Consider the following 23,595-nt stretch of genomic DNA (forward strand, 5'->3'; position numbering starts at 1 on the left):
GTGGTGTGTGATGTCCGCTGCCACCACCCACATGTCGTGGTGCTGGCAACATTGCTGGTCAGCGCTGAAATGCTGGGGTAGGGTAGGCGCATTTTTAGGCTGGGATAAAACCCAGCGCTACGAGTCATTCGCCGGTGCAGTCAGCGCCGGCCAGGAGATGCGAGCAACCATGGGCAAGTCACTGGTGATCGTCGAGTCGCCTGCCAAGGCCAAGACCATCAACAAGTATCTCGGCAACGACTTCGTGGTGAAGTCGAGTGTCGGGCATATCCGCGATCTGCCGACCAGCGGTAGCGGCAAGCAGGCCACCGATCCCAAGGAGCGTGCCCGTCAGGCAGCCGAGACGCGCAAGATGTCGCCGGAAGCCAAGGCGGCTCACAAGGAAAAGAAGGCCAAGACGCAGCTCATCCGTCGCATGGGGGTAGACCCGGAGAACGGCTGGGAGGCGCATTACGAGATCCTGCCCGGCAAGGAAAAGGTCGTCTCCGAGCTGACGCGCCTGGCCGAGAAGGCCGACACCATCTATCTCGCGACGGATCTGGACCGCGAAGGTGAGGCGATTGCCTGGCACCTGCGCGAGACCATCGGTGGCGACGATACCCGCTACAAGCGCGTGGTGTTCAACGAGATCACCAAGAAGGCGATCACGGCGGCCTTCGATGAGCCGGGCGATCTGAAGATGGACCGCGTGCATGCTCAGCAGGCGCGTCGCTATCTGGATCGTGTCGTCGGTTTCATGGTCTCGCCGCTGCTGTGGGCCAAGGTGGCTCGTGGGCTGTCGGCCGGGCGAGTGCAGTCGGTTGCCGTGCGCTTGATCGTCGAGCGTGAGCGTGAGATCCGTGCCTTCATTCCGGAAGAATTCTGGGATGTGCACGCAGAGCTTGCCGCGACCAGCGGCGAGGCGATCCGTTTCGAGCTGGCGCGTCAGGATGGCAAGGCCTTCCGTCCGACCAGCGAGAAGGAAACGCTGGATCGCATCGCGGCGCTGCGTACCGCTCGGCTCGCGATTTCCAATCGCGAAGACAAGCCGACCCGCTCCAAGCCGAATGCCCCCTTCATCACCTCGACCCTGCAGCAGGCGGCCAGCAGTCGTCTGGGCTTCTCGGTCAAGAAGACCATGATGATGGCGCAGCGCCTCTACGAGGCCGGTTACATCACTTACATGCGTACCGACTCGACCAATCTGTCGGCGGACGCGGTGGCCACCGCGCGGGACTTCATCGCTGAGGAATTCGGCGACAACTATCTGCCGCAGGCCGCCAACGTCTACTCCAGCAAGGAAGGCGCCCAGGAAGCTCACGAAGCGATCCGTCCTTCCGAGGTGGCGCGTCGCGCGACGGACCTCACCGGCATGGAGCGTGACGCGGAGCGTCTGTATGAGCTGATCTGGCGTCAGTTCGTCGCCTGCCAGATGGTGCCGGCAGAGTATCTGTCCTCGACCCTGACCATCGAGGTCGATGGCTACGAGCTGCGCGCCAAGGGCCGGGTGCTCAAGTTTGACGGTTATACCCGCGTGATGAAGCCGGCGGGCAAGAAGGAAGAGGACCAGTCACTGCCGGACCTGGCCATCGGCGAGGTGCTGGAGCTGGTCGAGCTGGACCCGCAGCAGCACTTCACCAAGCCGACGGCGCGTTACACCGAAGCCAGTCTGGTCAAGGAGCTGGAGAAGCGCGGCATCGGCCGTCCTTCGACCTATGCGGCCATCATCTCGACCATTCAGGATCGTGGTTACGTGGCGCTGGAAAATCGGCGTTTCTACGCCGAGAAGCTGGGTGACATCGTCACTGATCGTCTCAGTGAATCCTTTAAGGACCTGATGGACTTCGGCTTCACTGCGCGCATGGAAGACTACCTCGATGAGGTGGCCAATGGTCAGCGCAACTGGCGCGAGCTGCTGGATGCCTTCTACGCCGAGTTCAAGGCCGAGCTGGATCACGCCCAGTCAGAAGAGGGCATGCGCCCGAATCAGCCGGTGCCGACCGATATCGCCTGCCCGACCTGTGGTCGCGAGATGCAGATCCGTACCGCCTCCACCGGCGTCTTCCTGGGGTGCTCCGGTTACAACCTTCCGCCCAAGGAGCGCTGCAAGACCACCATCGACCTGTTGCCGGGGGATGAGGCGGTCGCCGCTGACGCGGATGAGAATGCCGAGACCGATGCACTGCGTGCCAAGCGCCGTTGCCCGATCTGCGCCACGGCCATGGACAGCTATCTGATCGACGAGCAGCGCAAGCTGCACGTCTGCGGCAACAGCCCGGACTGCGTGGGACATGAAGTCGAGCAGGGTCAGTTCCGCATCAAGGGCTACGATGGGCCGGTCATCGAGTGCGACAAGTGCGGTGCCGACATGCAGCTCAAGACCGGGCGTTTCGGCAAGTACTTCGGCTGCACCAACGAGGATTGCAAGAACACCCGCAAGCTGCTCAAGTCCGGGGAGGTCGCGCCGCCGAAGATGGACCCGATCCCCATGCCGGAACTTGCCTGCGTGAAGGTCGAGGATCACTACGTGCTGCGTGATGGCGCCAGTGGCCTGTTCCTTGCCGCCAGTCAGTTCCCCAAGAATCGCGAGACGCGTCCGCCGCTGGTCAGCGAGCTCAAGGCGCATGCCGACGAGCTGCCGGAGAAGTATCACTTCATCCTCAAGGCGCCGGAGAAAGACCCCGATGGCCGCCCGACGCAGATTCGTTTCTCGCGCAAGGCCAAGGAGCAGTTCGTGATGACGGACGAAGATGGCAAGGCGACGGGGTGGAAGGCGACCTTCGACAACGGCCGTTGGGTCGTCGAGGACAAGCGCAAGGGAGCCAAGAGCTGATGAGCCAGCGTGGCCGCACCAATCAACTGCTGTATCAGGCCGAGTTGCTGCTGGAGCAGGCGGCCGTCGCGACGCGTGATGAGCATGCCGTCGCACGGCGCATGGCCGGTGAGGAAGGGGCGCTGGCGTTGATGGAGCTGGCATTGGCCTCGTTGATCGAGGAGTGCGCCGCGTCGGCACGCTGGCCTGAGGGCAGCTGGCGCGAGCGGCTGGCCACACCGCCGACTCCCGTGGCGGAAATCGAGCAGTTGCGAAGCCTGCAGGCGCAGCCGGACAGTTGGTTGAGCCAGCTGGTGGCCGATATCACGCGTCTGCATGAAGAGGGCGGTGCTGCCCGGCGTGAGGAAGGCCAGGCGCGTGGCGATGGTCTCATCATCGCCGCGGCGGCCAATGCGCCTCTGGCAGAGCGTCTCGCCACGGCAGTCAGCGCCATGAAGGCGTTGCTGTCACACCTTCGCGAGTCGAATGTGGAGTGGTAGCGTCGCGCCTTGCCTGACCCGAAGGCGCTGGCATGTCACGCACCTGTCATTCAGGTGACGCCCTGGCATGACGGGTGCTAGACTGGCGGCATTGTGGCAAGCCCTGCATTCTCCGGTACGACCATGGCTCTGGCTGTGGTCGTACTTTTTTCTGCATTGTCGCCAGTGACTGCAAGTCGCAGGGCCTGCCCGCCGTCAAGCTGACGATCACAACGACGCCGGTATCCTCAGGATGCCGTGCAGGAGGAATGACGTGTCCGATCCCGCCGTACTTGAAATCGTGCAAATGGAAGATGGGGAAGTGATCCTGCGTGCCGCCGAGAGTGAAGGTGAGCCACTTCTCAGTATCCGCATCTCCGATGAAGCTGCCGATCTGCTGCGTGACAATCGCTTCGAGGTCGCGCGTGAGATGATCGACCACGCCATCACCCGCACCCGCCTGTGGGATGGCGAGGATGATGAAGACGAGCAGTCGGAAGGCATGGTGCACTGAGCACTTCCCGCATGTCTGCCTGTCACGAAAAAACCCGCCAATCGGCGGGTTTTTTCGTGGATGCCCTGATGGCGACAATCGTCATCTGCGCGTCAGCGCTGTGAGGACAGACTGCCTGCGAGCCTTGAGATCAGTGCAGGCCGCCATCGCGGATCACGCCCACGCCGAGGCCCTCGATTTCCAGGCTGTCCGTGCGCAGATCCACCTTGATGGGAGCGAAGTCCTCGTTCTCGGCTTCCAGCCATACGTAATGGCCATCGCGACGGAAACGCTTCACCGTCACTTCATCCCCCAGACGCGCCACCACGATCTGTCCGTCACGCACGCTGCTCGTGCGGTGCACGGCCAGCAGGTCACCTTCCAGAATGCCGACATCCTTCATCGAGACCCCGCGTACGCGCAGTAGATAGTCGGCGGCAGGCGAGAAGTAGTCACTGGGCAGCGGGCAATGGCGATCGATATGCTGGCTGGCCAGGATAGGACTGCCAGCGGCCACTTCCCCGATGACCGGCAGGCCCTGCTCGCTATCCTCTTCCGCCTCGGCCAGAGACGGCACGCGGATGCCCCGCGAGGTGCCCGGCACCATCTCGATGGCTCCCTTGCGTTTCAGGGCGCGCAGATGCTCTTCCGCGGCATTCGGTGAGCGAAAGCCCAGTGCCTGGGCGATTTCGGCACGCGTTGGCGGATAGCCTGAGGACTTGATGGTCTTGATGATGAAGTCGAAGACATCCTGCTGGCGCGGAGTAAGCGGCTGAGTCATGGGCATTGCCTTTGGCCTGGGCGGCATCTGAGCTGACGGCACGGGGTGTGCATCCATACAACTGTCATTGTATCCAGTCATGGCGGTCATGCAAGGCATCGTGGGTGCTTTGGCAGCAACGTTGCCGGCATCTTCGTCGACATCGACATGCTGACGCGAGACAGCGGGTGTCCGGGACACCCCATGACCATCCCGTCCCCGAGCGTCCCGCGTGAATGCGCGTCCTGCCGGTCTTGGCTGTCGAGTGTTTGAAACAACCAGCAATTGCCAGTCATGGCATGGACAGCTAGAATTATCTTGTTTCAAACGAATGTTCGTCGGGCGCATCAGGCTACCGGTACCTGACCCTGTGTGTCCTGTGCTTCTGTCCTGTGCTCGGGATACGGCTCGTGGCAGCCTCCGCCTCGGAGTCGCTGCCTGACACGCGGTGCGTGAAGACCGACATGTCGTTTGATTGACCTGCATGAGAAGAGTCGCCCCCGGGCCACGGCCTTGCCGTTTCCCGGGGGGACAAGGACTCCCGTGCCCCCTCGTGACTGATCACCTGACAAGGCATCCGCCCATGGCCCAGACCGATACCGTTACCCGTATCCTCGATACCGCCGAGGTCCTGTTCGCCGAGCGAGGCTTCGCCGAAACCTCGCTGCGCAATATCACCAGCAAGGCCAAGGTCAACCTGGCGGCGGTCAATTATCACTTCGGCTCAAAGAAGTCATTGATCCAGGCAGTGTTCGCCCGCTATCTCGACCCCTTCAGCGAGCGTTTCCATGCGGCACTCGACAGTGTCGAGCAGCAGCATGCCGGTCGTCAGGTGCCGCTGGAAACGCTGCTGGAAGTGATGGCGCGCACGGTGCTGGAGGTGCCGGCCGAGCGCAACAGCCTGCGTACCTTCATGCGCCTGCTCGGGCTTGCCTATACCCAGGGGCAGGGCCACATGCGTCGCTACATCCGCGAGCATTACGGCACGGTCTTCAGCCGCTTCGCCGAGCTCCTGAAGCTTGCGACGCCGGACCTGCCAGACAACGAGCGCTTCTGGCGTCTGCACTTCATGCTCGGCAGCGTGATCTTCACCTTCTCGGGACTGGACGCACTGCGCGATATCGAAGAGGCCGAATACGGCCATCACACCAGTGTGCGCGAGCTGATCCAGCACATGCGTCCGGTGGTGGTCGCGGCGATGGCGGCTCCGCTGCCGGCATCGCTCGGAGATGGTGATGCGGTCACCCAGGCGGCCAGCTGATGGCTTGCTGGGTGGCGGTGGATCTCACCCGCCAGCGTCTCGAGATACGCAATGACGCGCCGAGTGGCAGTCGTGATGCGCCGCCCCCCGCGGCTGACCCTGACACGCTGGTGCATGCCTGTGCGATCTCCAGCGGCCTCAACGGTATCGGCGAGCTCGATGGCAGCGGTTGCACGCCGACCGGCTGGCATGTGGTTCGCGCCGCGATCGGGGAGGGCAATCCGCGTGGTGCCGTCTATCGTGGGCGGCGCTTCACGGGAGAGGTGTTCACGCCTCGACTGGCCGCCGAGCACCCCGAACGCGACTGGATCCTGACGCGTATCCTGTGGCTCAGCGGTCGCGAGTCCGGCATCAACCGTGGCCGCAACGCGGCGGGACAGCGCGTCGACAGCCTGCGGCGCTACATCTACTTCCATGGTACGCCGTCCAGCGAGCCGATGGGCACCCCGGCCTCCCATGGGTGCATTCGTCTGCGCGATGAGGATCTGCTGTGCCTTTACCGGCATGCGCCGGCCGGAACGCCAGTGCTGTTGCACGCCTGACGCTGCGTTGCCTGGCGGCTGGTGCTCGCGACTGTTCGAGTCGCGCTCAGTCGGCTAGAATTGCGCCTTTCCTCGCGCCGGCCGCCTGTCCTGAGGCTTGTCTTCCAGGCTGCCGAGCCCCGTAACGACATGAAACCCTGCCGTGCGTGCCATGCCTTGCAGCGCATGACACGGCCAGCAGGCCATGGACAGGAAGGATGTCATGACACAGCCATTGGGCTCCGTAATGCTCGACGTCGAGGGGCATACCCTCACGTCTGACGAACGTGAACTACTGGCACGCCCCGCCGTCGGCGGCGTCATCCTGTTTGCGCGCAACTGTGCTTCTCCCGAGCAGGTGCTGGCGCTGTGCGGTGAGATCCGCCGCGTCAATCCACATCTGTTGATCGCCATCGATCAGGAAGGCGGACGGGTGCAACGGCTGCGCGAAGGCGTGACCCGCCTGCCGCCGATGCGCGCCCTGGCACATTGCTGCCTGGGACGTGACTGTGACGGCTGCGGTGATGATGCCCAGTCGTCAGGGCTCGGGTTTGCCCGTGACGCCGGCTGGTTGCTGGGCATGGAGATGGCCGCCATTGGCTGCGACATCACCTTCGCGCCGGTATTGGATATCGATGTCGCGGGTTCCACCATCATCGGCGACCGCAGTTTCGGGACGACTCCCGAGGACGTGATTGCCGTCGGGACCGCCTTCATCGAGGGCCTGCGCGAAGCTGGTATGGCAGCGGTCGGCAAGCATTATCCCGGTCATGGTGGCATCGCGGCGGATACCCACCGCGAGCGCGTGATCGACCCCCGCCCCTTCCGCGAGCTGCGCGAGCATGATCTCAAGCCCTTCGCGGCGCTGGCGGATCGCCTGGGTGGCGTGATGCCGGCTCATGTCATCTATCCCGACTTCGATGCGCGCCCCGCCGGCTTCTCGCCAAGCTGGCTGGGGCTGCTGCGTGAGGAGTTCGGTTTCAAGGGCGCCATCTTCTCCGATGACCTGGGCATGGCGGCTGCCGTGGCCGAGGGCGAGCCGGAAGTGCGCGCTCGTCTGGCACTGGATGCCGGCTGCGACATGGCGCTGGTGTGCAATGATCCCGCCGCCGCACGTGCCGTGCTCGACAGCCTCGATGGGGATGAGCAGCGCAATGCCGGCAAGCGTCAGGCGCGTCTGCGCTACGGGCGCGCCCGCCCCACGCTCGAGGGCCTTGCGGGGCTGTCTCGCTGGCGGCGTACCCATGCACGTCTCGAGGCGCTGGCGGCCAGTCAGCCGCTCGAGCAGGTGGCCATGCCATCGGGCTTGGCTGAATGAGCCAGCCTTGAGGGGCTTTTCCTCCAGACGTCACCCAAGGACTCCACATGGCTGAGAAATCCGCCACCGAGGCGGCTGCCGACAAGCTGGCGGCGCCTGCCGAAGAGATGATCAATCACTGGGTCGAGCCGCTGCGCAACTGGGTGGAGCAGACCTTCGGTCTGCCACTCTGGGGGATCAACCTCGCCCTGGTGCTGGTGGCCGTGGTCGTGCTGCATCTGAGCGAGCGCATTCTGCTCAGTCGCCTGGCCGTGCATGCCGAGAAGAGTCGCAACCTGTGGGATGACGCGCTGCTGCACGGGCTGCGCCATCCGCTGTCTCTGTGGCTCTACAGCATGGGGTCGCTGGTCGCGCTGGACATTCTTGCCCATCAGTTCGCGCCCGGCAGCCTGGAGGCCTATCTGGGCACGGTGCGCCAGATCATCACCCTGCTGGCGCTGGCCTGGGCGTTGATTCGCATGATCAAGCGCTTCGAGTCGCTGCGTACCACGCCACCGCCCGGCACCAACGTCAACGCGATGGATGCCACCACGGCCTCGGCGATTAGCAAGCTTCTGCGTGCCGTCGTGATCGTGCTGGTGGGTCTGGCCATCCTGCAGAATCTCGGTGTGTCACTGTCCGGCGTGATGGCCTTCGGTGGGGTCGGCGGTATCGCGGTGGGCTTCGCCGCGCGTGATCTGCTGGCCAACTTCTTCGGTGCCCTGATGATCCATCTCGACCGTCCATTCAAGGTCGGTGACTGGATTCGCTCGCCGGACCGCGAGATCGAGGGCACCGTCGAGGACATCGGCTGGCGGCTGACGCGCATCCGCACCTTCGACATGCGTCCGCTCTACATCCCCAACGCCATCTTCACCAGCATCGCGGTGGAGAATCCGTCACGGATGTACAACCGGCGCATCTTCGAGACCATTGGCTTGCGTTACGAAGATGCCACCCGGGTCGGTGACATCATCACCGCGGTCCGCGAGATGGTGGAAGGGCATGACGAGATCGACCAGACGCGGACCCAGATCGTGAACTTCAACAGCTACGGTGAACACTCGCTGGACTTCTTCGTGTACGTCTTCACGCGCACCACCGACTGGGTGAAGTATCACGCCATCAAGCAGGATGTGCTGCTGCGCATCCATGACATCATCCGTGAGCACGATGCACACGTGGCCCTGCCGGGGCAGCGCCTGCACTTCGCTGACGTGCTGTCCCTCGAGGGCGCTGCTCCTCAAGGCGACACGAATGCTGATCGCGAGTCGTCCTCGCGCCGACCGCAAGACGAACAGGACGGCAAGGCCGCTGAAGCCTCGCCGTCACACGCTGCGCAGAGCGGGTCCCGCCGTTCTGCTTCATCCTCCGCTGCTACATCCTCTGCCACGTCCGCCCGACGTGGAGATGAGGCCAGTGATACCCAGGAAACTCCCGATGCTGACTCCGACGCCTGACTCCCTGAGCGCCCTGCATGCCGAAATGCGAGACGTGATGGACAACGCCGACTGCCTGATTCCCCAGGCAGAGCTGGAGGTCGCACTTGATCGCATGGCCGGGGAGTTGACCCGCAGCCTTGGTGATCGCATGCCGATCTTCTACTGCGTGATGAATGGCGGCCTGATTACCGCAGGTCAGCTGTTGACCCGACTCAAGTTCCCGCTGGAAGTCGATTATCTGCACGCGACGCGTTACCGCGGTGCCATGCGCGGTGGCGAGCTGTTCTGGCGCGTCAATCCGGAACTGCCGATGGCCGGTCGTGACGTGGTCATCGTCGATGACATCCTCGATGAGGGTGGCACCCTGGCGGCCATCATCGAGTACTGCCGTGAAGCGGGTGCGCGCAGCGTGTCCAGCTGTGTGCTGGTGGACAAGAAGCACGATCGCAAGGCCTATCCGGGCTTCAAGGCCGACTTCTGTGGTCTGGATGTCGAGGACCGCTTCCTGTTCGGTTTCGGCATGGATTACAAGGGCTACTGGCGCAACGCGCCGGGCATCTACGCGCCCAAGGGGCTGTAACGTTCCTGAAGACGAGGCGGTTTCGTCGCGCTGCCGTCTTGTCTCACCATCGCAGCCACGCCTGCATGTGATCACCACCCGCCCGGGCCACCGCGGCGGGTGGTGTCGTTTTCGGGGCCTTTTCTCGTCTCTTGGCGCAGAGCGTGACGATTGTGCTTGTCGTTGTCGGTTGGCTCGGAGTAGCGTTCGCTCAGGGCCGAAGCGTTCGGCCCTTGAGAGATTCCTGCACATGGGTGGCGAGGAGACAGGGGATGCTGGCAGTCATCGGGGGGACCGGGTTCGGCCATTGGCCGGGTCTGGAGGTGCTCAAGCGGGGTGGTCAGGAAACTCCCTTGGGGGCGGCGTCCTGCGGGGTGGTGCAGGGGCGGCTCGGCGGCAGGTCGATCCTGTTTCTGGCGCGGCATGGTCAACCCCACAAGATGCCGCCGCATCGAATCAATTATCGCGCCAACCTGTGGGCGCTCAAGCAGGCCGGGGCGACTCACGTCGTTGGCGTCAACTGCGTGTCAGGTATCGACCCGACGCTTGCGCCGGGCACGCTGGTGGTCCCGGATCAGTTGATCGATTACACGACGGGGCGCGAAGGCTCGTTCTTCGATGGCCGTTTCAAGCCGTTCCAGCATGTGGCATTCGCCTGGCCGTATCACCGTGTCTGGCGCGAGGAGCTGCATTCGGCGGCCTCTGACGCGGGACTGGCGATCCAGGCAGGCGGAGTGCTGGGCGTGGTGCAGGGGCCGAGACTGGAAACCGCGGCCGAGATTCGTCTGATGGCGCGCGATGGCAATACGTTGGTGGGCATGACGGGGATGCCCGAGGCCGTGCTGGCCCGTGAACTCGAGATGGAGTACGCCAGCCTGTGCCTGGTGATCAGTCACGCGGCCGGGGTCGGGGAGGAGGAGCCGACGAGGGCCGGAACGGAGTCGGTGATCGAGGCAGGCATGCCGCAGGTGCAGCGCTTGCTGGCGGCGCTGCTGGCACGCCATGTGTGAGGCGCTTGTCCCTGGGAGGTGAGGCGGTCTGCCTGCCAGAAAAACGGCCTGCATCAGCGATGCAGGCCGTTTTCATGTTCCGCGTATTTTCACGTGCACAGAGGTGAGTGGGTGCGTCAGGCCGCCTGGGTCTTGGCGTTGAGCAGCTCAAGCAGGGATTCGCAGAAGCTGAAGCGCGCCTCGGCGTCTTCCATCTCGGTGGTGAAGCGCAGCGTGTCGGCACCTTCCAGCCTGTAGACATCGGGCTGGCGCTGGATGAGTGTCACCAGCGTCAAGGGATCGACAGGCGTCTGGGCGCCGAAGATGATGCGGCCGCGTGCGGCACCGGCTTCCAGCTTGACGATGCCCAGTGCCTGGGCGCGCTGGCGCAGCCGGGTCTGGCGGAACAGCGTCTTGACCGGCTCCGGCAACAGGCCGAAGCGGTCGATCATCTCGACCTGCAGTTCCCGGAGATCGCTGGCGTTCTCGGCGTTGCTGATGCGCTTGTACATCATCAGGCGCTGCTGGACATCGTGGAGGTAGTCACCCGGAATCAGCGCCGGCAGATTGAGTCCGACTTCCACACCCTCATCCAGCGGCGATTCGATGTTGGGTGTCTTGCCGGCCTTGATGGCCTTCACGGCGCGATCCAGCATCTCCATGTACAGCGAGTAGCCGATGGTTTCCATCTGGCCGGACTGCTCATCACCCAACAGCTCGCCCGCGCCACGGATCTCCATGTCATGGGAGGCCAGGGTGAAGCCTGCCCCCAGGTCATGCGATTCGCTGATTGCCTCCAGACGCTTGACCGCATCGCGGGTCATGGCCTTGGGGTGCGGGGTCAGCAGGTAGGCGTAGGCCTGGTGATGCGAGCGCCCGACGCGCCCACGCAGCTGGTGCAGCTGCGCGAGGCCGAACTTGTCGGCGCGTTCGATGATGATGGTGTTGGCGCTCGGGACGTCGATGCCGGTCTCGATGATGGTCGAGCAGACCAGCACGTTGAAGCGCTTGTGGTAGAAGTCCGACATGCGCCGCTCCAGGCTACGCTCCGGCAGCTGCCCGTGGGCGACACCGACGATGGCCTCCGGCACCAGTTCCGCGATGCGTGCCGCGCTTTCCTCGATGGTCTTGACCTCGTTGTGCAGCACGTAGACCTGTCCGCCGCGCAGCAGCTCACGCAGGATGGCTTCCTTGATCACGCCGTCGTTGCGCTGTTGGACGAAGGTCTTCACCGACAGGCGGCGCGCCGGTGGTGTGGCGATGATGGACAGGTCGCGAATGCCGCTCATCGCCATGTTGAGCGTGCGCGGAATCGGCGTGGCGGTCAGGGTCAGGATGTCCACTTCGGCACGCAGGCTCTTGAGTCGCTCCTTCTGGGAGACCCCGAAGCGGTGCTCCTCATCGATGACCAGCAGTCCCATGTTGGGCAATTCCAGCGACTTGGAGAGCAGCTTGTGGGTGCCGATCACGATATCCGCCTGCCCCTTGCGGATGCGCTCCAGTGACGCTTCCTGGCCCTTGCCGCTGGTGAAGCGCGACAGCAGGGCGATCTCCACCGCGGTGTCGGCGAAGCGATCGCGGAAGTTGTCATAATGCTGCTGGGCCAGCAGGGTGGTGGGCACCAGCACCACCACCTGACGGCCGGAGTTGACGGCCAGGAAGGCGGCGCGCATCGCGACCTCCGTCTTGCCGAAGCCGACATCGCCGCACACCACGCGATCCATCGGCTGAGGAGAGCACATGTCCTGGATCACCGCGCCGATGGTCTGCGCCTGATCCGGTGTCTCCTCGAAGGGGAAGCTGGCCGCGAAACGGGCGTAGTCCTCGGCGGGGAAGTCGCAGGCATGGCCGACACGTGCTTCGCGCCGTGCATAGACATCCAGCAGTTCGGCGGCAGTGTCGCGAATCTTCTCGGCCGCCTTGCGCTTGGCCTTCTCCCACTGCTCGGACCCCAGCTTGTGCAGCGGTGCCAGTTCATCGCTGGCGCCGGAATAGCGTGAGATCAGATGCAGGCTGTCCACCGGCACATAGAGCTTGGCGCCGTCGGCGTATTCAAGGGCGAGGAACTCGGCTTCCTGGCCGCCGGCATCGATGGTCTCGAGTCCCAGGTAGCGACCGACCCCGTGGGTGTGGTGTACCACCGGTGCGCCTTCGCGCAGCTCCGAGAGATGACGCACCGCCAGTTCGTTGTCATCGGTGGCGCGCGCCTGACGACGGCTCTGGCGGACTACCTCGCCATAGAGCTCGGTCTCGGTGACGATGACCAGCCCCTTGGCGGCGTCTTCGCGCTCGGGGGAGGGCGCCTGGGAGGCCTGCTCACCCGCTACCCAGGCACCACGCGTCAGGCCGCCGACGGTCAGGCCGACCGCGGCGGGACTGTCGACGAAGTGCTGGAAGCTCGCGAAGTCCTCCAGGCTGCGTAGCCCGAAGCTGCGCAGCAGCGGGGCGAGCTGCTCCTCGACGACTTCCCGGCGGCCCTGGGTCTCGGCGACGAACAGGATGCGCTGTGCGCTCTGGCCGTTGAGTCGCTGCTTGAGGAAGCTCGCCAGCGCCTGGGTGGGGTCGGCGCTGCGTGCATCGATGGCGAGGCTGGGCAGCGCCTGCTGGCCGAATTCGATGGTGTGCGCATTGGGCTCGCGCAGCAGTTCGATGCGCTCGTGCTGCTTGATCAACGCGAACAGTTCGTTGACCGGCACGAAGGCGCGATGCGGCGGCAGCAGCGGGCGCGTGGGGTCCACGCCGAGATTGGCGTAGCGCGTGGTGATGGCGTCCCAATGATGTTCGGCCGCTTCGCGAGCTCCCGGCAGCATGGCGATCCGCAGGTTGTCGCCCATGTGATCGAACAGCGTCGCGGTCTCCTCGAAGAACAGCGGCAGATACTGCTCGAGCCCCGGTGAGGGAATGCCCTTGATGGCATCGTTGTAGAGGATGCACTGGCGGGGGTCGACATCGAACAGTGTCTCGAAGCCCTCGCGGAAACAGGCGATGGCGCTGCGCGTCAGAGGATATTCGTGGGCGGGCAGGATCTCGATCGCCTCGACCTTGTCGCCGCTGCGCTGGGTGTCGGGGTCGAAGGCGCGCAGGGTGTCGATCTCGTCATCGAACAGATCGATTCGCAGCGGTTGCTCACTGCCCATCGGGAACAGGTCGATCAGCGCGCCGCGCAACGCATACTCTCCGGGCTCGTAGACGGTCTCCACCGCACGGTATCCGGCACGTGAGAGGCGTGAGCGGAAATTCTCGCGGTCGAGAGTGTCTCCCCTGGCGAGACTGAAGACCTGGCCGGCGATGTAATCCGCCGGCGCCAGGCGCTGCATCAGGGTGTTGACCGGCACTGGCACGATGGCGCGGCGGCTGGCCTGCAGGGTGCGCAGCGTGCGCAGGCGCTCCGAGACGATGTCCTGGTGGGGCGAGAAACTGTCGTAGGGCAGTGTCTCCCAGTCAGGGAATGGCAGCAGGCGCTCCGGGTGGCGGGTATAGAAGTGCAGGTCCGCCTCCAGACGCTGGGCGCTGGCGGTGTCCGGCGTGATCACCATCAGTGGCGCTTCATCGGCGTCCGCCAGGCGCGCCAGCGCCAGGGCGGCAGCGCTGCCATCCTGCAGCGTCCAGTAGGTGGTCTCACGGGGAGAGCGTGGCAACGGGGGCGTCAGCGGAGTCTCGAACATGGGCTCTGGTGTCTTGTGTCCTGGGCTTGGGCGCACGGGAAGATTCACCGGCGGGAGGGGTGCTCCTCGCCAGTCACGCCAAACGGTGAAAGCCCGCGGCGGCGCGAGCGATGGTGATGAAGGCGCAATGGTCGGCGCAGGGCGCTCCTCGTGGCAGCCAGCATGGAGGGGGCGTTCTGACGGCCCGCTCTGATGGTCGCAGACCCAACCCCTTGCCGTGACGGGGCTGCCGAGGCGGTGTCGTCAATGCCCTGCGCCTGATGATAGCAAGTCATTCCCTGTCATGGGGGCGAGGCGTGGCCTTTTCATCGGTGGCGAGGCCCGGAATCTCGCAAGAGCTTGTCCGGCGATCCTCCACGGGATGCGGACGGTGCTTCAGGAAGGGCTCTTGTAGTCAAATCGTTGATTCTGTAGCACTACTACCCTCCGTGCGACCATCCTTTCATTGTGACCCCGCCCCCCGTTACGCATACTCAGCTGGCCTTGTCCGACGCTGCAAGCTCGCTTGCCGCGTTCGCCTATCGTTCGCCAGTCAGAGGAATTCCTCCGTGAGCAAAGAGAATCTCGAAGCCTGTTTCAAGCAGTGGCAAGACAATGAAGCCCTCGCCGAACAGATGATCCCGCTGCTGGGTGACCTCTATCGTCGCTTCAATGTCGTGCCCTCCATCTATGGGCGTTCGCTGATCAACCGCTCCATGGTGCGTATCCTCAAGAACCACCGTTGGGTGCGCAAGGCGGAAGGGGTGGAGCTGTCCGTCGAGGACACCTTCCCGCTGGTGCGTGCCATGATCGAGCTGAATCTCGGGCCGGCCCATGTCGATATCGGCAAGCTGGCGGTGGCCTTCAAGCGCTCCGACGAGACGGACATCACTGCCTTCCTCAAACGCGAGCTTGCCGAGATCGTCGGTGGCTACGTCGAAGGCGGCATGGGCGGCGACCCGAAGGATGTCGTCCTGTATGGCTTCGGGCGTATCGGCCGCCTGCTGGCGCGCATCATGATCGAGAAGGCCGGTGGCGGTAATCTGCTGCGTCTGCGCGCCATCGTGGTGCGTGGCAGCAAGGAGGATCTGGAAAAGCGGGCCAGCCTCCTGCGTCGTGATTCCGTGCATGGTCCCTTCGAGGGCAGCATCACGGTCGATCAGGAGAATTCGGCGCTGATCGTCAATGGCAACTACATCAAGATCATCTACGCGAACTCGCCGTCCGAGATCGATTACACCGCGCACGGCATCGACAATGCCATCGTGGTCGACAATACCGGCAAGTGGCGCGACGAGGCCGGCCTGGGGCAGCATCTCGAGTGCAAGGGCGTGGCCAAGGTGCTGCTCACCGCTCCGGGCAAGGGCGATCTGAAGAACATCGTCTATGGCGTCAACCACACCGACATCCGTGACGATGATCGCATCATCTCCGCGGCGTCCTGCACCACCAACGCCATCGTGCCGGTGCTGAAGGTGCTGCACGACGAATACGGCGTCAGTCAGGGGCATGTGGAGACGGTCCACTCCTATACCAACGACCAGAACCTGATCGACAACTTCCACAGCGGGGACCGTCGCGGTCGCGCGGCGGCACTCAACATGGTGCTGACCGAGACCGGTGCCGCCAAGGCCGTCGCCAAGGCGCTGCCGGAGCTTTCCGGCAAGCTGACCGGCAACGCGATCCGCGTGCCGACGCCCAACGTCTCGATGGCGATTCTCAATCTGACGCTGGACACCGCAAGCGACGCCGAGCGCATGAATGACTTCCTGCGCACGGCCTCTCTGCACTCTTCACTGCAGAAGCAGATCGACTACGTCGATTCCTGTGAGGTGGTCTCTTCCGACTTCGTCGGCAACCGTCATTCCGGCATCGTCGATGGTCAGGCGACCATCGTCACCGACAAGCAGGCCGTCGTGTATGTGTGGTATGACAACGAGTTCGGTTACAGCTGCCAGGTCGTGCGTATCCTGCAGCACATGTCCAACGTGCGTTTCAGCTATTTCCCCACTCGCTGAGGCAATGGGTCGCGCCATGGCGTGATTCACGCACGGTGAGGAAAAAATGCCTGTCAATACAACGCCCCTGCCATCCTCGATGGCAGGGGCGTTGGCGTGTTGAATGCCCTCACCACTTTAGTGTCGTATGGTCTTTCGGGGCTCGCATCTTTATAATGAGGCGGATTTTTTTGGGCCGGTCCAATCTCTGGGCTACACCTCCAACCGTCTGATAAGAAAAGCATTCACATCAACTGAAACGCGAATCTCGCGAGGTTGCCTGGCCGTATGTCGGCCTCGAGGCGTGTCATTGATGCGTGATCTTTCCTGAACAACATCAGATCCGACAATTGGGCGAGTCTATGATCGAAGTCAAACGTGGCCTGGATCTCCCCATCGCCGGGGCGCCGGAGCAGCGTATCGAGGATGCGCAGCCCGTTCGTCGCGTAGCGATCCTGGGTGTTGACTACGTCGGCATGAAGCCGACGATGGAAGTCCGTGAAGGGGACAAGGTGAAACTGGGGCAACTCCTGTTCACCGACAAGAAGACCCCGGGCGTCCGTTACACCGCGCCTGCTGCCGGGACCGTGGTCGAGATCAACCGTGGCGAGAAGCGCAAGCTTCTGTCCGTGGTCATCGAGACCGATGCGCAGGGCGAAGCGGTGGAATTCACCGCGCATGGCGAGGCGGCGCTGGCCGGTCTCGAGCGTCAGGTCGTGGTCGACCAGCTGGTCGACTCCGGTCTGTGGACGGCATTCCGTACCCGCCCGTTCTCGCGTGTGCCGGCACTGGATGCCACCCCGGCAGCCATCTTCGTCACCGCCATCGATACCCACCCGCTGGCCGCAGATCCGGCCGTGGTGCTCAAGGGGCAGGAAGTTGCGTTCCGTCAGGGTCTCGTCGCATTGACGCGTCTGACCGAAGGCAAGGTGTTCCTGTGCCAGGCACCGGGCGCGGATATCCCGGGCGGCGATGTGGCCGGCGTGGTCAGCGAGTCCTTCAAGGGCCCGCACCCGGCAGGTCTGCCGGGTACGCACATCCATCATCTCGCACCGGTCAGCCTGAAACGTCATGTCTGGCATGTCGGTTATCAGGATGTCGTCGCCATCGGTACCCTGCTGGCGGAAGGGCGTCTGGACACCACGCGTGTCATCGCCGTCGGTGGCCCGCGTGCCACCAAGCCCCGCCTGCTGCGTACCCGTCTGGGCGCGAGCACTGAAGAACTGCTCAAGGGGGAAGTCGAGCAGCCGGAAGATACCCGTGTGATCTCCGGTTCCGTGTTCTCCGGTCTGACCTGTGAAGGGGCGCTGCGTTTCGTCAGCCGCTATCACACTCAGGTGAGTCTGCTGGAAGAAGGCAACAAGCGTGCCTTCATGGGCTGGCTGTCCACCGGTGCCAATCGTCACTCGGTGCTGGGTATCTACCTGTCGAAGCTGACCGGTCTGCGTGACTATCGTCCCAATACCTCCACCAATGGCTCCGAGCGTGCCATGGTGCCGGTGGGGGCGTACGAGAAGGTCATGCCGCTGGACATTCTGCCGACGCAGCTGCTGCGCTCGCTGATCGTGGGTGATATCGAGACCGGCATGCAGCTTGGCTGCTTGGAGCTTGATGAAGAGGACCTCGCACTGTGCACCTATGTGTGCCCGGGCAAGTACGAGTACGGTCCCATCCTGCGTGACAACCTCACCACGATCGAGAAAGAGGTCTGATGATGGGTATTCGACAGACTCTGGATAACCTGGAGCCGCACTTCCACAAGGGTGGCAAGTACGAGAAGTTCTACGCGCTCTACGAAGCCGTGGACACGATTTTCTATGCGCCGGCGAGTGTCACGCGTACCACCGCGCACGTGCGTGATGGTATCGACCTGAAGCGCATCATGATCACGGTCTGGATGTGTACCTTCCCGGCCATGTTCTTCGGCATGTACAACGCCGGTCTGCAGGCCAACGAGGCCATCGCTGGCGGTTACAGTGCATTGGGCGGCTGGCGTGAAGCCATCGTCATGATGCTGGCGGGCAGCCATGATGCGGGCAGCGTGTGGGCCAACTTCATCCTGGGGGCCACCTACTTCCTGCCCATCTATCTGGTGACCTTCGCGGTCGGCGGCTTCTGGGAAGTGCTGTTCGCGATGCGTCGCGGTCACGAGGTCAACGAAGGCTTCTTCGTCACCTCCGTGCTCTTCGCGCTGACGCTGCCGGCCACCATCCCGCTGTGGCAGGTCGCGCTCGGCATCACCTTCGGTGTGGTGATCGGCAAGGAAGTCTTCGGCGGTACCGGCAAGAACTTCCTCAACCCGGCGCTGTCCGGTCGTGCCTTCCTGTACTTCGCCTATCCGGCCAGCATTTCCGGTGACGCGGTGTGGGTGCCGGCTGACGGCTATACCGGTGCGACCGCACTGTCCACCGCGGCACAGGACGGCATGAGCGCCCTGATGCAGCAGATGAGCTGGACCGATGCCTTCCTGGGCTTCATTCCGGGCTCGTTGGGTGAGGTATCGACGCTGGCCATCTTCCTCGGCGCGGCGGTACTGCTGTGGACGCGCATCGCCTCCTGGCGAATCATGCTGGGCGTGTTGCTGGGCATGGTCGCGACCTCGGCGCTGTTCAACGCCATCGGCAGTGACACCAATGCCATGTTCGCGATGCCGTGGTACTGGCATCTGGTCATCGGCGGCTTCGCCTTCGGCATGGTCTTCATGGCCACCGATCCGGTCTCGGCTTCCATGACCGACAAGGGCAAGCTGATCTTCGGTGCACTGATCGGCGTGATGACCGTGTTGATCCGTGTCGCCAACCCGGCCTTCCCGGAGGGCATCATGCTGGCGATCCTGTTCGCCAACCTGTTCGCCCCGCTGATCGACCACTTCGTCGTGCAGGCCAACATCAAGCGCCGCGTCAAGCGCGAGGCTGCCGGCATCGCGAACGAGGAGACCGCCTGACATGGCCAGCAACAATTCCATCAAGAAGACCCTCGGCGTCGCGCTTGGGCTGTGCATCGTCTGCTCGGTGGTGGTATCCACCGCAGCGGTCGTGCTGCGTCCGATGCAGATGACCAATGCCGAGCTGGACCGCAAGAGCAACATCCTCGCGGTCGCCGAGCTGCTGCAGCCGGGCGAGGATGTCGGCCAGCAGTTCCGTGACAAGGTCACCGCCAAGGTCGTCGACCTGAACAGCGGTGAGTACGTCGACGACATCGATCCGGAAAAGTACGACCAGGCCAAGATGTCCAAGGACCCGGCCACCTCACGTACCCTGTCCGGTGACGAGGATCTGCCGGGCATCAAACGTCGTGAGCAGTACTCGGTGGTCTATCTGGTCGGTGATGTCGAGCAGCCGGACGAGATCATCGTCCCGGTGCGTGGCAACGGCCTGTGGTCGATGATGTACGGCTACCTGGCACTCAAGGGTGACGGCAACACCGTGGTGGGTCTGTCCTTCTATCAGCAGGGGGAAACTCCGGGGCTGGGCGGCGAAGTCGACAACCCGAAGTGGAAGGCCCAGTGGGATGGCAAGAAGATCTATCCCGAAGACAGCATGGACCCGGAAGTGCACCTGAAGAAGGGCGGTGTCAATCCGTCATCTCCGGATGCCAAGTACCAGGTTGATGCCCTGTCAGGTGCTACCCTCACCAGCAACGGCGTGACCAACCTGCTGCAGTTCTGGATGGGTGAGAATGGCTTCGCCAAGTACCTGACCCAGTTCCGCGACGTCAAAGGAGCGTAATGATGGCAGCCGAAACTCCTAAAGGTGTCCTGACGACGCCGATCTTCAAGAACAACCCCATCGCGCTGCAGATCCTCGGTATCTGCTCCGCGCTGGCGGTGACCAACTCGATGAACACCGCCCTGATCATGGGGATCGCGGTGTCACTGGTGACGGCGTTCTCCAGTCTGTTCATCTCGTTGATCCGCAATCACATCCCGTCGTCCATCCGCATCATCGTGCAGATGACGATCATCGCCTCGCTGGTCATCGTGGTCGATCAGTCGCTCAAGGCCTTCGCCTTCGAGACCTCCAAGCAGCTGTCGGTCTTCGTCGGTCTGATCATCACCAACTGCATCGTGATGGGCCGCGCGGAAGCCTACGCCATGCAGAATGGCCCGGCGATGAGCTTCATCGACGGTATCGGCAACGGTCTCGGCTACACCGTGATCCTGCTGGTGGTCGGCTTCGTGCGTGAGCTGTTCGGTTCCGGCTCCCTGTTCGGCGTGACCATCCTGCAGACCGTCAACGACGGTGGCTGGTACATCCCGAATGGTCTGATGCTGCTGCCGCCGTCCGCGTTCTTCGTCATCGGTCTGTTCATCTGGGTGCTGCGCAGCGTCTATCCGGAGCAGGTCGAAAAGGCGGAGTACAAGATTACCGCCAACACCAAGATCAAGGAGGCCGTGTAACATGTTCGAACACTACCTGAGCCTGTTCATCAAGGCCGTGTTCGTCGAGAACATGGCGCTGGCCTTCTTCCTGGGCATGTGCACCTTCCTGGCGGTGTCCAAGAAGATCCAGTCCGCGATCGGTCTGGGCGTGGCCGTCATCGTCGTGCTGGCGGTGACCGTCCCGGTCAACAACCTGATCCTGAACTATCTGCTGCGTGAAGGCGCGCTGACCTGGACCGGTCTGGAAGGTGCGGAAAGCATCGACCTGTCCTTCCTGGGTTACCTGTCCTACATCGGCGTCATCGCGGCGATCGTCCAGATCCTCGAGATGTTCCTCGACAAGTTCGTGCCGGCGCTCTACAACGCGCTGGGCGTGTTCCTGCCGCTGATCACGGTCAACTGCGCGATTCTCGGTGCGGCCCTGTTCATGGTGCAGCGTGACTACAGCTTCGGCGAGTCCGTGATCTATGGCGTGGGTGCCGGCTTCGGCTGGGCACTGGCGATCGCCGCACTGGCCGGTATCCGCGAGAAGCTCAAGTACTCTGACGTGCCGGCTGGCCTGCAGGGTCTCGGCATTACCTTCATTACCGTTGGCCTGATGTCGCTGGGCTTCATGTCCTTCTCCGGCGTCCAGCTGTAACGCAACCGAGCATAAGGAAATCGAAATGGTAGATACCTCCATCATCGTGCTCGGCGTCGTCATGTTCACTGTGGTCGTGATCGGCCTGGTGCTCGTGATTCTCGCGGCACGCAGCAAGCTGGTCTCGAGCGGTGACGTCCAGATCGAGATCAATGGCGACCCCGCCAACACCCTGACCACCCAGGCCGGCGGCAAGCTGCTGCAGACCCTGGCGGCCAATGGCATCTTCCTGTCCTCCGCCTGTGGTGGCGGGGGTTCCTGTGCCCAGTGCAAGTGTCGGATCGAGGAGGGCGGCGGCTCCATCCTGCCCACCGAGGAATCCCACTTCACCATGGGTGAGAAGAAGGAAGGCTGGCGCCTGTCATGCCAGGTCCCGGTCAAGCAGGACATGAAGATCGAAGTGCCGGAAGAGATCTTCGGTGTGAAGAAGTGGGAAACCACCGTGACCGCCAACCCGAACGTCGCGACCTTCATCAAGGAGCTGAACCTGCAGCTGCCGGAAGGCGAGGAAGTCAACTTCCGCGCCGGCGGTTACGTGCAGCTGGAAGCGCCGGCCTACGACATCAAGTTCTCCGACTTCGATATCGAAGAAGAGTATCGTGGTGACTGGGAGAAGTTCGGTCTGTTCAACGTTCAGCACAAGAACGAAGAGCCGGTCATCCGCGCCTACTCCATGGCGAACTATCCGGAAGAGTACGGCATCCTGAAGTTCAACATCCGTATCGCCACTCCGCCGCCGAATTCCCAGCATCCGCCGGGGCTGATGTCCACCTATGTCTTCTCGCTGAAGCCGGGTGACAAGGTGACCGTGATGGGGCCGTTCGGTGAGTTCTTCGCCAAGGATACCGACGCCGAGATGGTCTTCATCGGTGGCGGTGCCGGCATGGCGCCGATGCGCAGCCATATCTTCGATCAGCTCAAGCGTCTGAATTCCAAGCGCAAGATGTCGTTCTGGTACGGTGCGCGCTCCATGCGCGAGTCGTTCTACAACGAGGAATACGACCAGCTGGCCGAAGAGAACGAGAACTTCGAGTGGCACCTGGCGCTGTCTGATCCGCAGCCTGAGGACAACTGGGAAGGCCCGACGGGCTTCATCCACAACGTCCTGTACGAAAACTACCTCAAGGACCACCCGGCCCCTGAGGACTGCGAGTACTACATGTGCGGGCCGCCCATGATGAACGCCGCCGTCGTCAAGATGCTGACCGACATGGGTGTGGAGCCGGAGAACATCCTGCTCGATGACTTCGGTGGTTGATCGATGATGTCACGCGTCGCAAGACGACTGGCAGGGCCGGCCCTCATGGGGCTGGCCCTGCTGGTTGCAGGCTGTGAAAATTCCAGCAACCCTGAGTTGCATCGCTTTGCCGGTCCCATCTTCGGCACCGGATTCCATGTCACGGTGGCAGGGGATCTGGATGTCGATGAGGTGGCGTCACTCAAGCAGGCGAGCGTCGAGGCGCTGGACAAGGTCGACTGGCAGATGTCGACCTACAAGGACACCTCGGAGCTCTCGAAGCTCAATCAGGCACCGCTGGATACGCCGATCACGCTGTCGGATGGCCTGGCGCAGGTGCTGGCCGAATCGCAGGATATCGGCAGGCGCTCCGAGGGTGCCTTTGACATCACCGTCGGCCCGGCCGTCAATCTGTGGGGCTTTGGCCCGGATGAGCGTCTCGACAAGGCACCGAGTGATGCACAGATCGCGCAGGCGCTCGAGAAGGTCGATCATCTGGCGCTGGAGCTCGATGGCAATACGGTGATCAAGCGCAAGCCGGTGTATGCCGACCTGTCGGGGATCGCCAAGGGCTATGGGGTGGATCGAGTCGCCGATGTGCTCGAGGCCAATGGCATCGAGAACTATCTGGTCGAGGTCGGTGGCGAGATCCGCGTCAAGGGTGAGAAGCCCGGCCACAAGCCGTGGCGTATCGCCATCGAAGCGCCGAAGTCCTTCGAGCGTTCCGTGCAGCGGATCATCGACCCCGGCAATGCTGCCGTGGCGACTTCCGGTGACTACCGCAACTATTTCGAGCAGGACGGCGTACGTTACTCACACACGATCGATCCGCGTACCGGTCGTCCCATTCAGCACTCCCTGGCATCGGTGACGGTCATCACGCCAGATTGTGCGAGTGCGGACGCCTGGGCCACGGCACTCAACGTGCTTGGCGCCGAGAAGGCAATGGCCATCGCAAGACGCGAGAACATTGCCGCCTATTTCATTGTCAAAACGGATGATGGCTTCAAGCAGTCCTGGAGTCCGGCATTCGCGCCCTATCTGAAGGACGCGCCGGCGACAGGCGACACGAAGCCCGCAGGGGAATCCAGCGTCTGAGCCTGT

19 protein-coding genes are annotated in these 23,595 nt (G+C 63.2%); 17 read left to right on the forward strand and 2 right to left on the reverse strand.

Translation table 11 applies throughout. The features are described 5' to 3' along the window. Positions 1 to 169: 169 nt before the first annotated feature. The 3 genes from topA to OW493_RS01030 all read left to right on the forward strand — a co-directional run bounded on the left by topA (position 170) and on the right by OW493_RS01030 (position 3,784). The gene (topA, locus tag OW493_RS01020; protein WP_077371966.1) at positions 170 to 2,812 is read left to right on the forward strand and encodes a type I DNA topoisomerase; all 2,643 of its coding nucleotides are present in this window, start codon (positions 170 to 172) and stop codon (positions 2,810 to 2,812) included. Then, a complete protein-coding gene (locus tag OW493_RS01025) occupies positions 2,812 to 3,291 on the forward strand; it encodes a DUF6586 family protein (RefSeq protein WP_077371969.1) in 480 nt (159 codons plus the stop codon). Before topA ends, OW493_RS01025 begins: the two co-directional genes overlap by 1 nt. A gap of 253 nt (positions 3,292 to 3,544) precedes the next feature. After that, positions 3,545 to 3,784 carry a hypothetical protein gene (locus OW493_RS01030; protein ID WP_103751365.1) on the forward strand — a complete coding sequence of 80 codons (240 nt, stop codon included), beginning with the start codon at positions 3,545 to 3,547 and terminating at the stop codon, positions 3,782 to 3,784. 130 nt (positions 3,785 to 3,914) lie between these two features. On the opposite strand, the gene lexA is transcribed toward OW493_RS01030, so the two are convergent. After that, positions 3,915 to 4,544, reverse strand: coding sequence for a transcriptional repressor LexA (lexA, locus tag OW493_RS01035; protein ID WP_077371975.1), 630 nt, complete (start codon positions 4,542 to 4,544; stop codon positions 3,915 to 3,917). 562 nt (positions 4,545 to 5,106) lie between these two features. Between lexA and OW493_RS01040 the strand changes: the two genes are divergently transcribed. The 6 genes from OW493_RS01040 to OW493_RS01065 all read left to right on the forward strand — a co-directional run bounded on the left by OW493_RS01040 (position 5,107) and on the right by OW493_RS01065 (position 10,613). Further along, on the forward strand, positions 5,107 to 5,784 hold the full coding sequence (locus OW493_RS01040; RefSeq protein ID WP_289862873.1) for a TetR/AcrR family transcriptional regulator: 678 nt from the start codon (positions 5,107 to 5,109) through the stop codon (positions 5,782 to 5,784). Next, positions 5,784 to 6,326 (forward strand): L,D-transpeptidase, encoded by a 543-nt coding sequence (locus tag OW493_RS01045; protein WP_289862874.1) that lies wholly within the window; start codon positions 5,784 to 5,786, stop codon positions 6,324 to 6,326. Before OW493_RS01040 ends, OW493_RS01045 begins: the two co-directional genes overlap by 1 nt. 202 nt (positions 6,327 to 6,528) lie before the next feature. Continuing rightward, positions 6,529 to 7,623 carry a beta-N-acetylhexosaminidase gene (nagZ, locus tag OW493_RS01050; RefSeq protein WP_279874177.1) on the forward strand — a complete coding sequence of 365 codons (1,095 nt, stop codon included), beginning with the start codon at positions 6,529 to 6,531 and terminating at the stop codon, positions 7,621 to 7,623. A gap of 47 nt (positions 7,624 to 7,670) precedes the next feature. Beyond that, positions 7,671 to 9,062, forward strand: coding sequence for a mechanosensitive ion channel family protein (locus OW493_RS01055; RefSeq protein ID WP_289862875.1), 1,392 nt, complete (start codon positions 7,671 to 7,673; stop codon positions 9,060 to 9,062). Beyond that, complete coding sequence (locus OW493_RS01060; RefSeq protein ID WP_077371987.1) at positions 9,043 to 9,624, forward strand: hypoxanthine-guanine phosphoribosyltransferase; 582 nt, start codon at positions 9,043 to 9,045, stop codon at positions 9,622 to 9,624. Before OW493_RS01055 ends, OW493_RS01060 begins: the two co-directional genes overlap by 20 nt. A 251-nt stretch (positions 9,625 to 9,875) precedes the next feature. Then, complete coding sequence (locus OW493_RS01065) at positions 9,876 to 10,613, forward strand: S-methyl-5'-thioinosine phosphorylase (RefSeq protein WP_289862876.1); 738 nt, start codon at positions 9,876 to 9,878, stop codon at positions 10,611 to 10,613. A 116-nt stretch (positions 10,614 to 10,729) separates the two neighbouring features. On the opposite strand, the gene mfd is transcribed toward OW493_RS01065, so the two are convergent. After that, positions 10,730 to 14,257: a transcription-repair coupling factor gene (mfd, locus tag OW493_RS01070; RefSeq protein ID WP_136938277.1), complete on the reverse strand. Its 3,528-nt coding sequence runs from the start codon at positions 14,255 to 14,257 to the stop codon at positions 10,730 to 10,732. A 548-nt stretch (positions 14,258 to 14,805) separates the two neighbouring features. Here mfd and OW493_RS01075 point away from each other — a divergent pair. From OW493_RS01075 to OW493_RS01110, 8 genes are all read left to right on the forward strand, one after another. After that, the gene (locus OW493_RS01075) at positions 14,806 to 16,254 is read left to right on the forward strand and encodes a glyceraldehyde-3-phosphate dehydrogenase (RefSeq protein WP_077371996.1); all 1,449 of its coding nucleotides are present in this window, start codon (positions 14,806 to 14,808) and stop codon (positions 16,252 to 16,254) included. 341 nt (positions 16,255 to 16,595) lie between these two features. After that, the gene (locus tag OW493_RS01080) at positions 16,596 to 17,945 is read left to right on the forward strand and encodes a Na(+)-translocating NADH-quinone reductase subunit A (RefSeq protein WP_084209148.1); all 1,350 of its coding nucleotides are present in this window, start codon (positions 16,596 to 16,598) and stop codon (positions 17,943 to 17,945) included. Next, positions 17,945 to 19,177, forward strand: coding sequence for an NADH:ubiquinone reductase (Na(+)-transporting) subunit B (locus OW493_RS01085; RefSeq protein WP_077372002.1), 1,233 nt, complete (start codon positions 17,945 to 17,947; stop codon positions 19,175 to 19,177). Before OW493_RS01080 ends, OW493_RS01085 begins: the two co-directional genes overlap by 1 nt. A gap of 1 nt (position 19,178) precedes the next feature. Next, positions 19,179 to 19,961: a Na(+)-translocating NADH-quinone reductase subunit C gene (locus OW493_RS01090; protein ID WP_077372005.1), complete on the forward strand. Its 783-nt coding sequence runs from the start codon at positions 19,179 to 19,181 to the stop codon at positions 19,959 to 19,961. 2 nt (positions 19,962 to 19,963) lie between these two features. Then, entirely contained in the window at positions 19,964 to 20,632 is a 669-nt protein-coding gene (locus tag OW493_RS01095; RefSeq protein ID WP_077372008.1) for an NADH:ubiquinone reductase (Na(+)-transporting) subunit D, read from the forward strand. Between the two features lies 1 nt (position 20,633). Continuing rightward, positions 20,634 to 21,254 (forward strand): NADH:ubiquinone reductase (Na(+)-transporting) subunit E, encoded by a 621-nt coding sequence (nqrE, locus tag OW493_RS01100; protein ID WP_077372011.1) that lies wholly within the window; start codon positions 20,634 to 20,636, stop codon positions 21,252 to 21,254. Positions 21,255 to 21,279: 25 nt separating this feature from the next. Then, entirely contained in the window at positions 21,280 to 22,512 is a 1,233-nt protein-coding gene (nqrF, locus tag OW493_RS01105; RefSeq protein WP_077372013.1) for an NADH:ubiquinone reductase (Na(+)-transporting) subunit F, read from the forward strand. 3 nt (positions 22,513 to 22,515) lie between these two features. Beyond that, entirely contained in the window at positions 22,516 to 23,589 is a 1,074-nt protein-coding gene (locus tag OW493_RS01110) for an FAD:protein FMN transferase (RefSeq protein ID WP_240499576.1), read from the forward strand. Positions 23,590 to 23,595 lie beyond the last annotated feature (6 nt).

The organism is Cobetia sp. 14N.309.X.WAT.E.A4, assembly GCF_030397495.1.
Lineage (GTDB): Bacteria > Pseudomonadota > Gammaproteobacteria > Pseudomonadales > Halomonadaceae > Cobetia > Cobetia marina.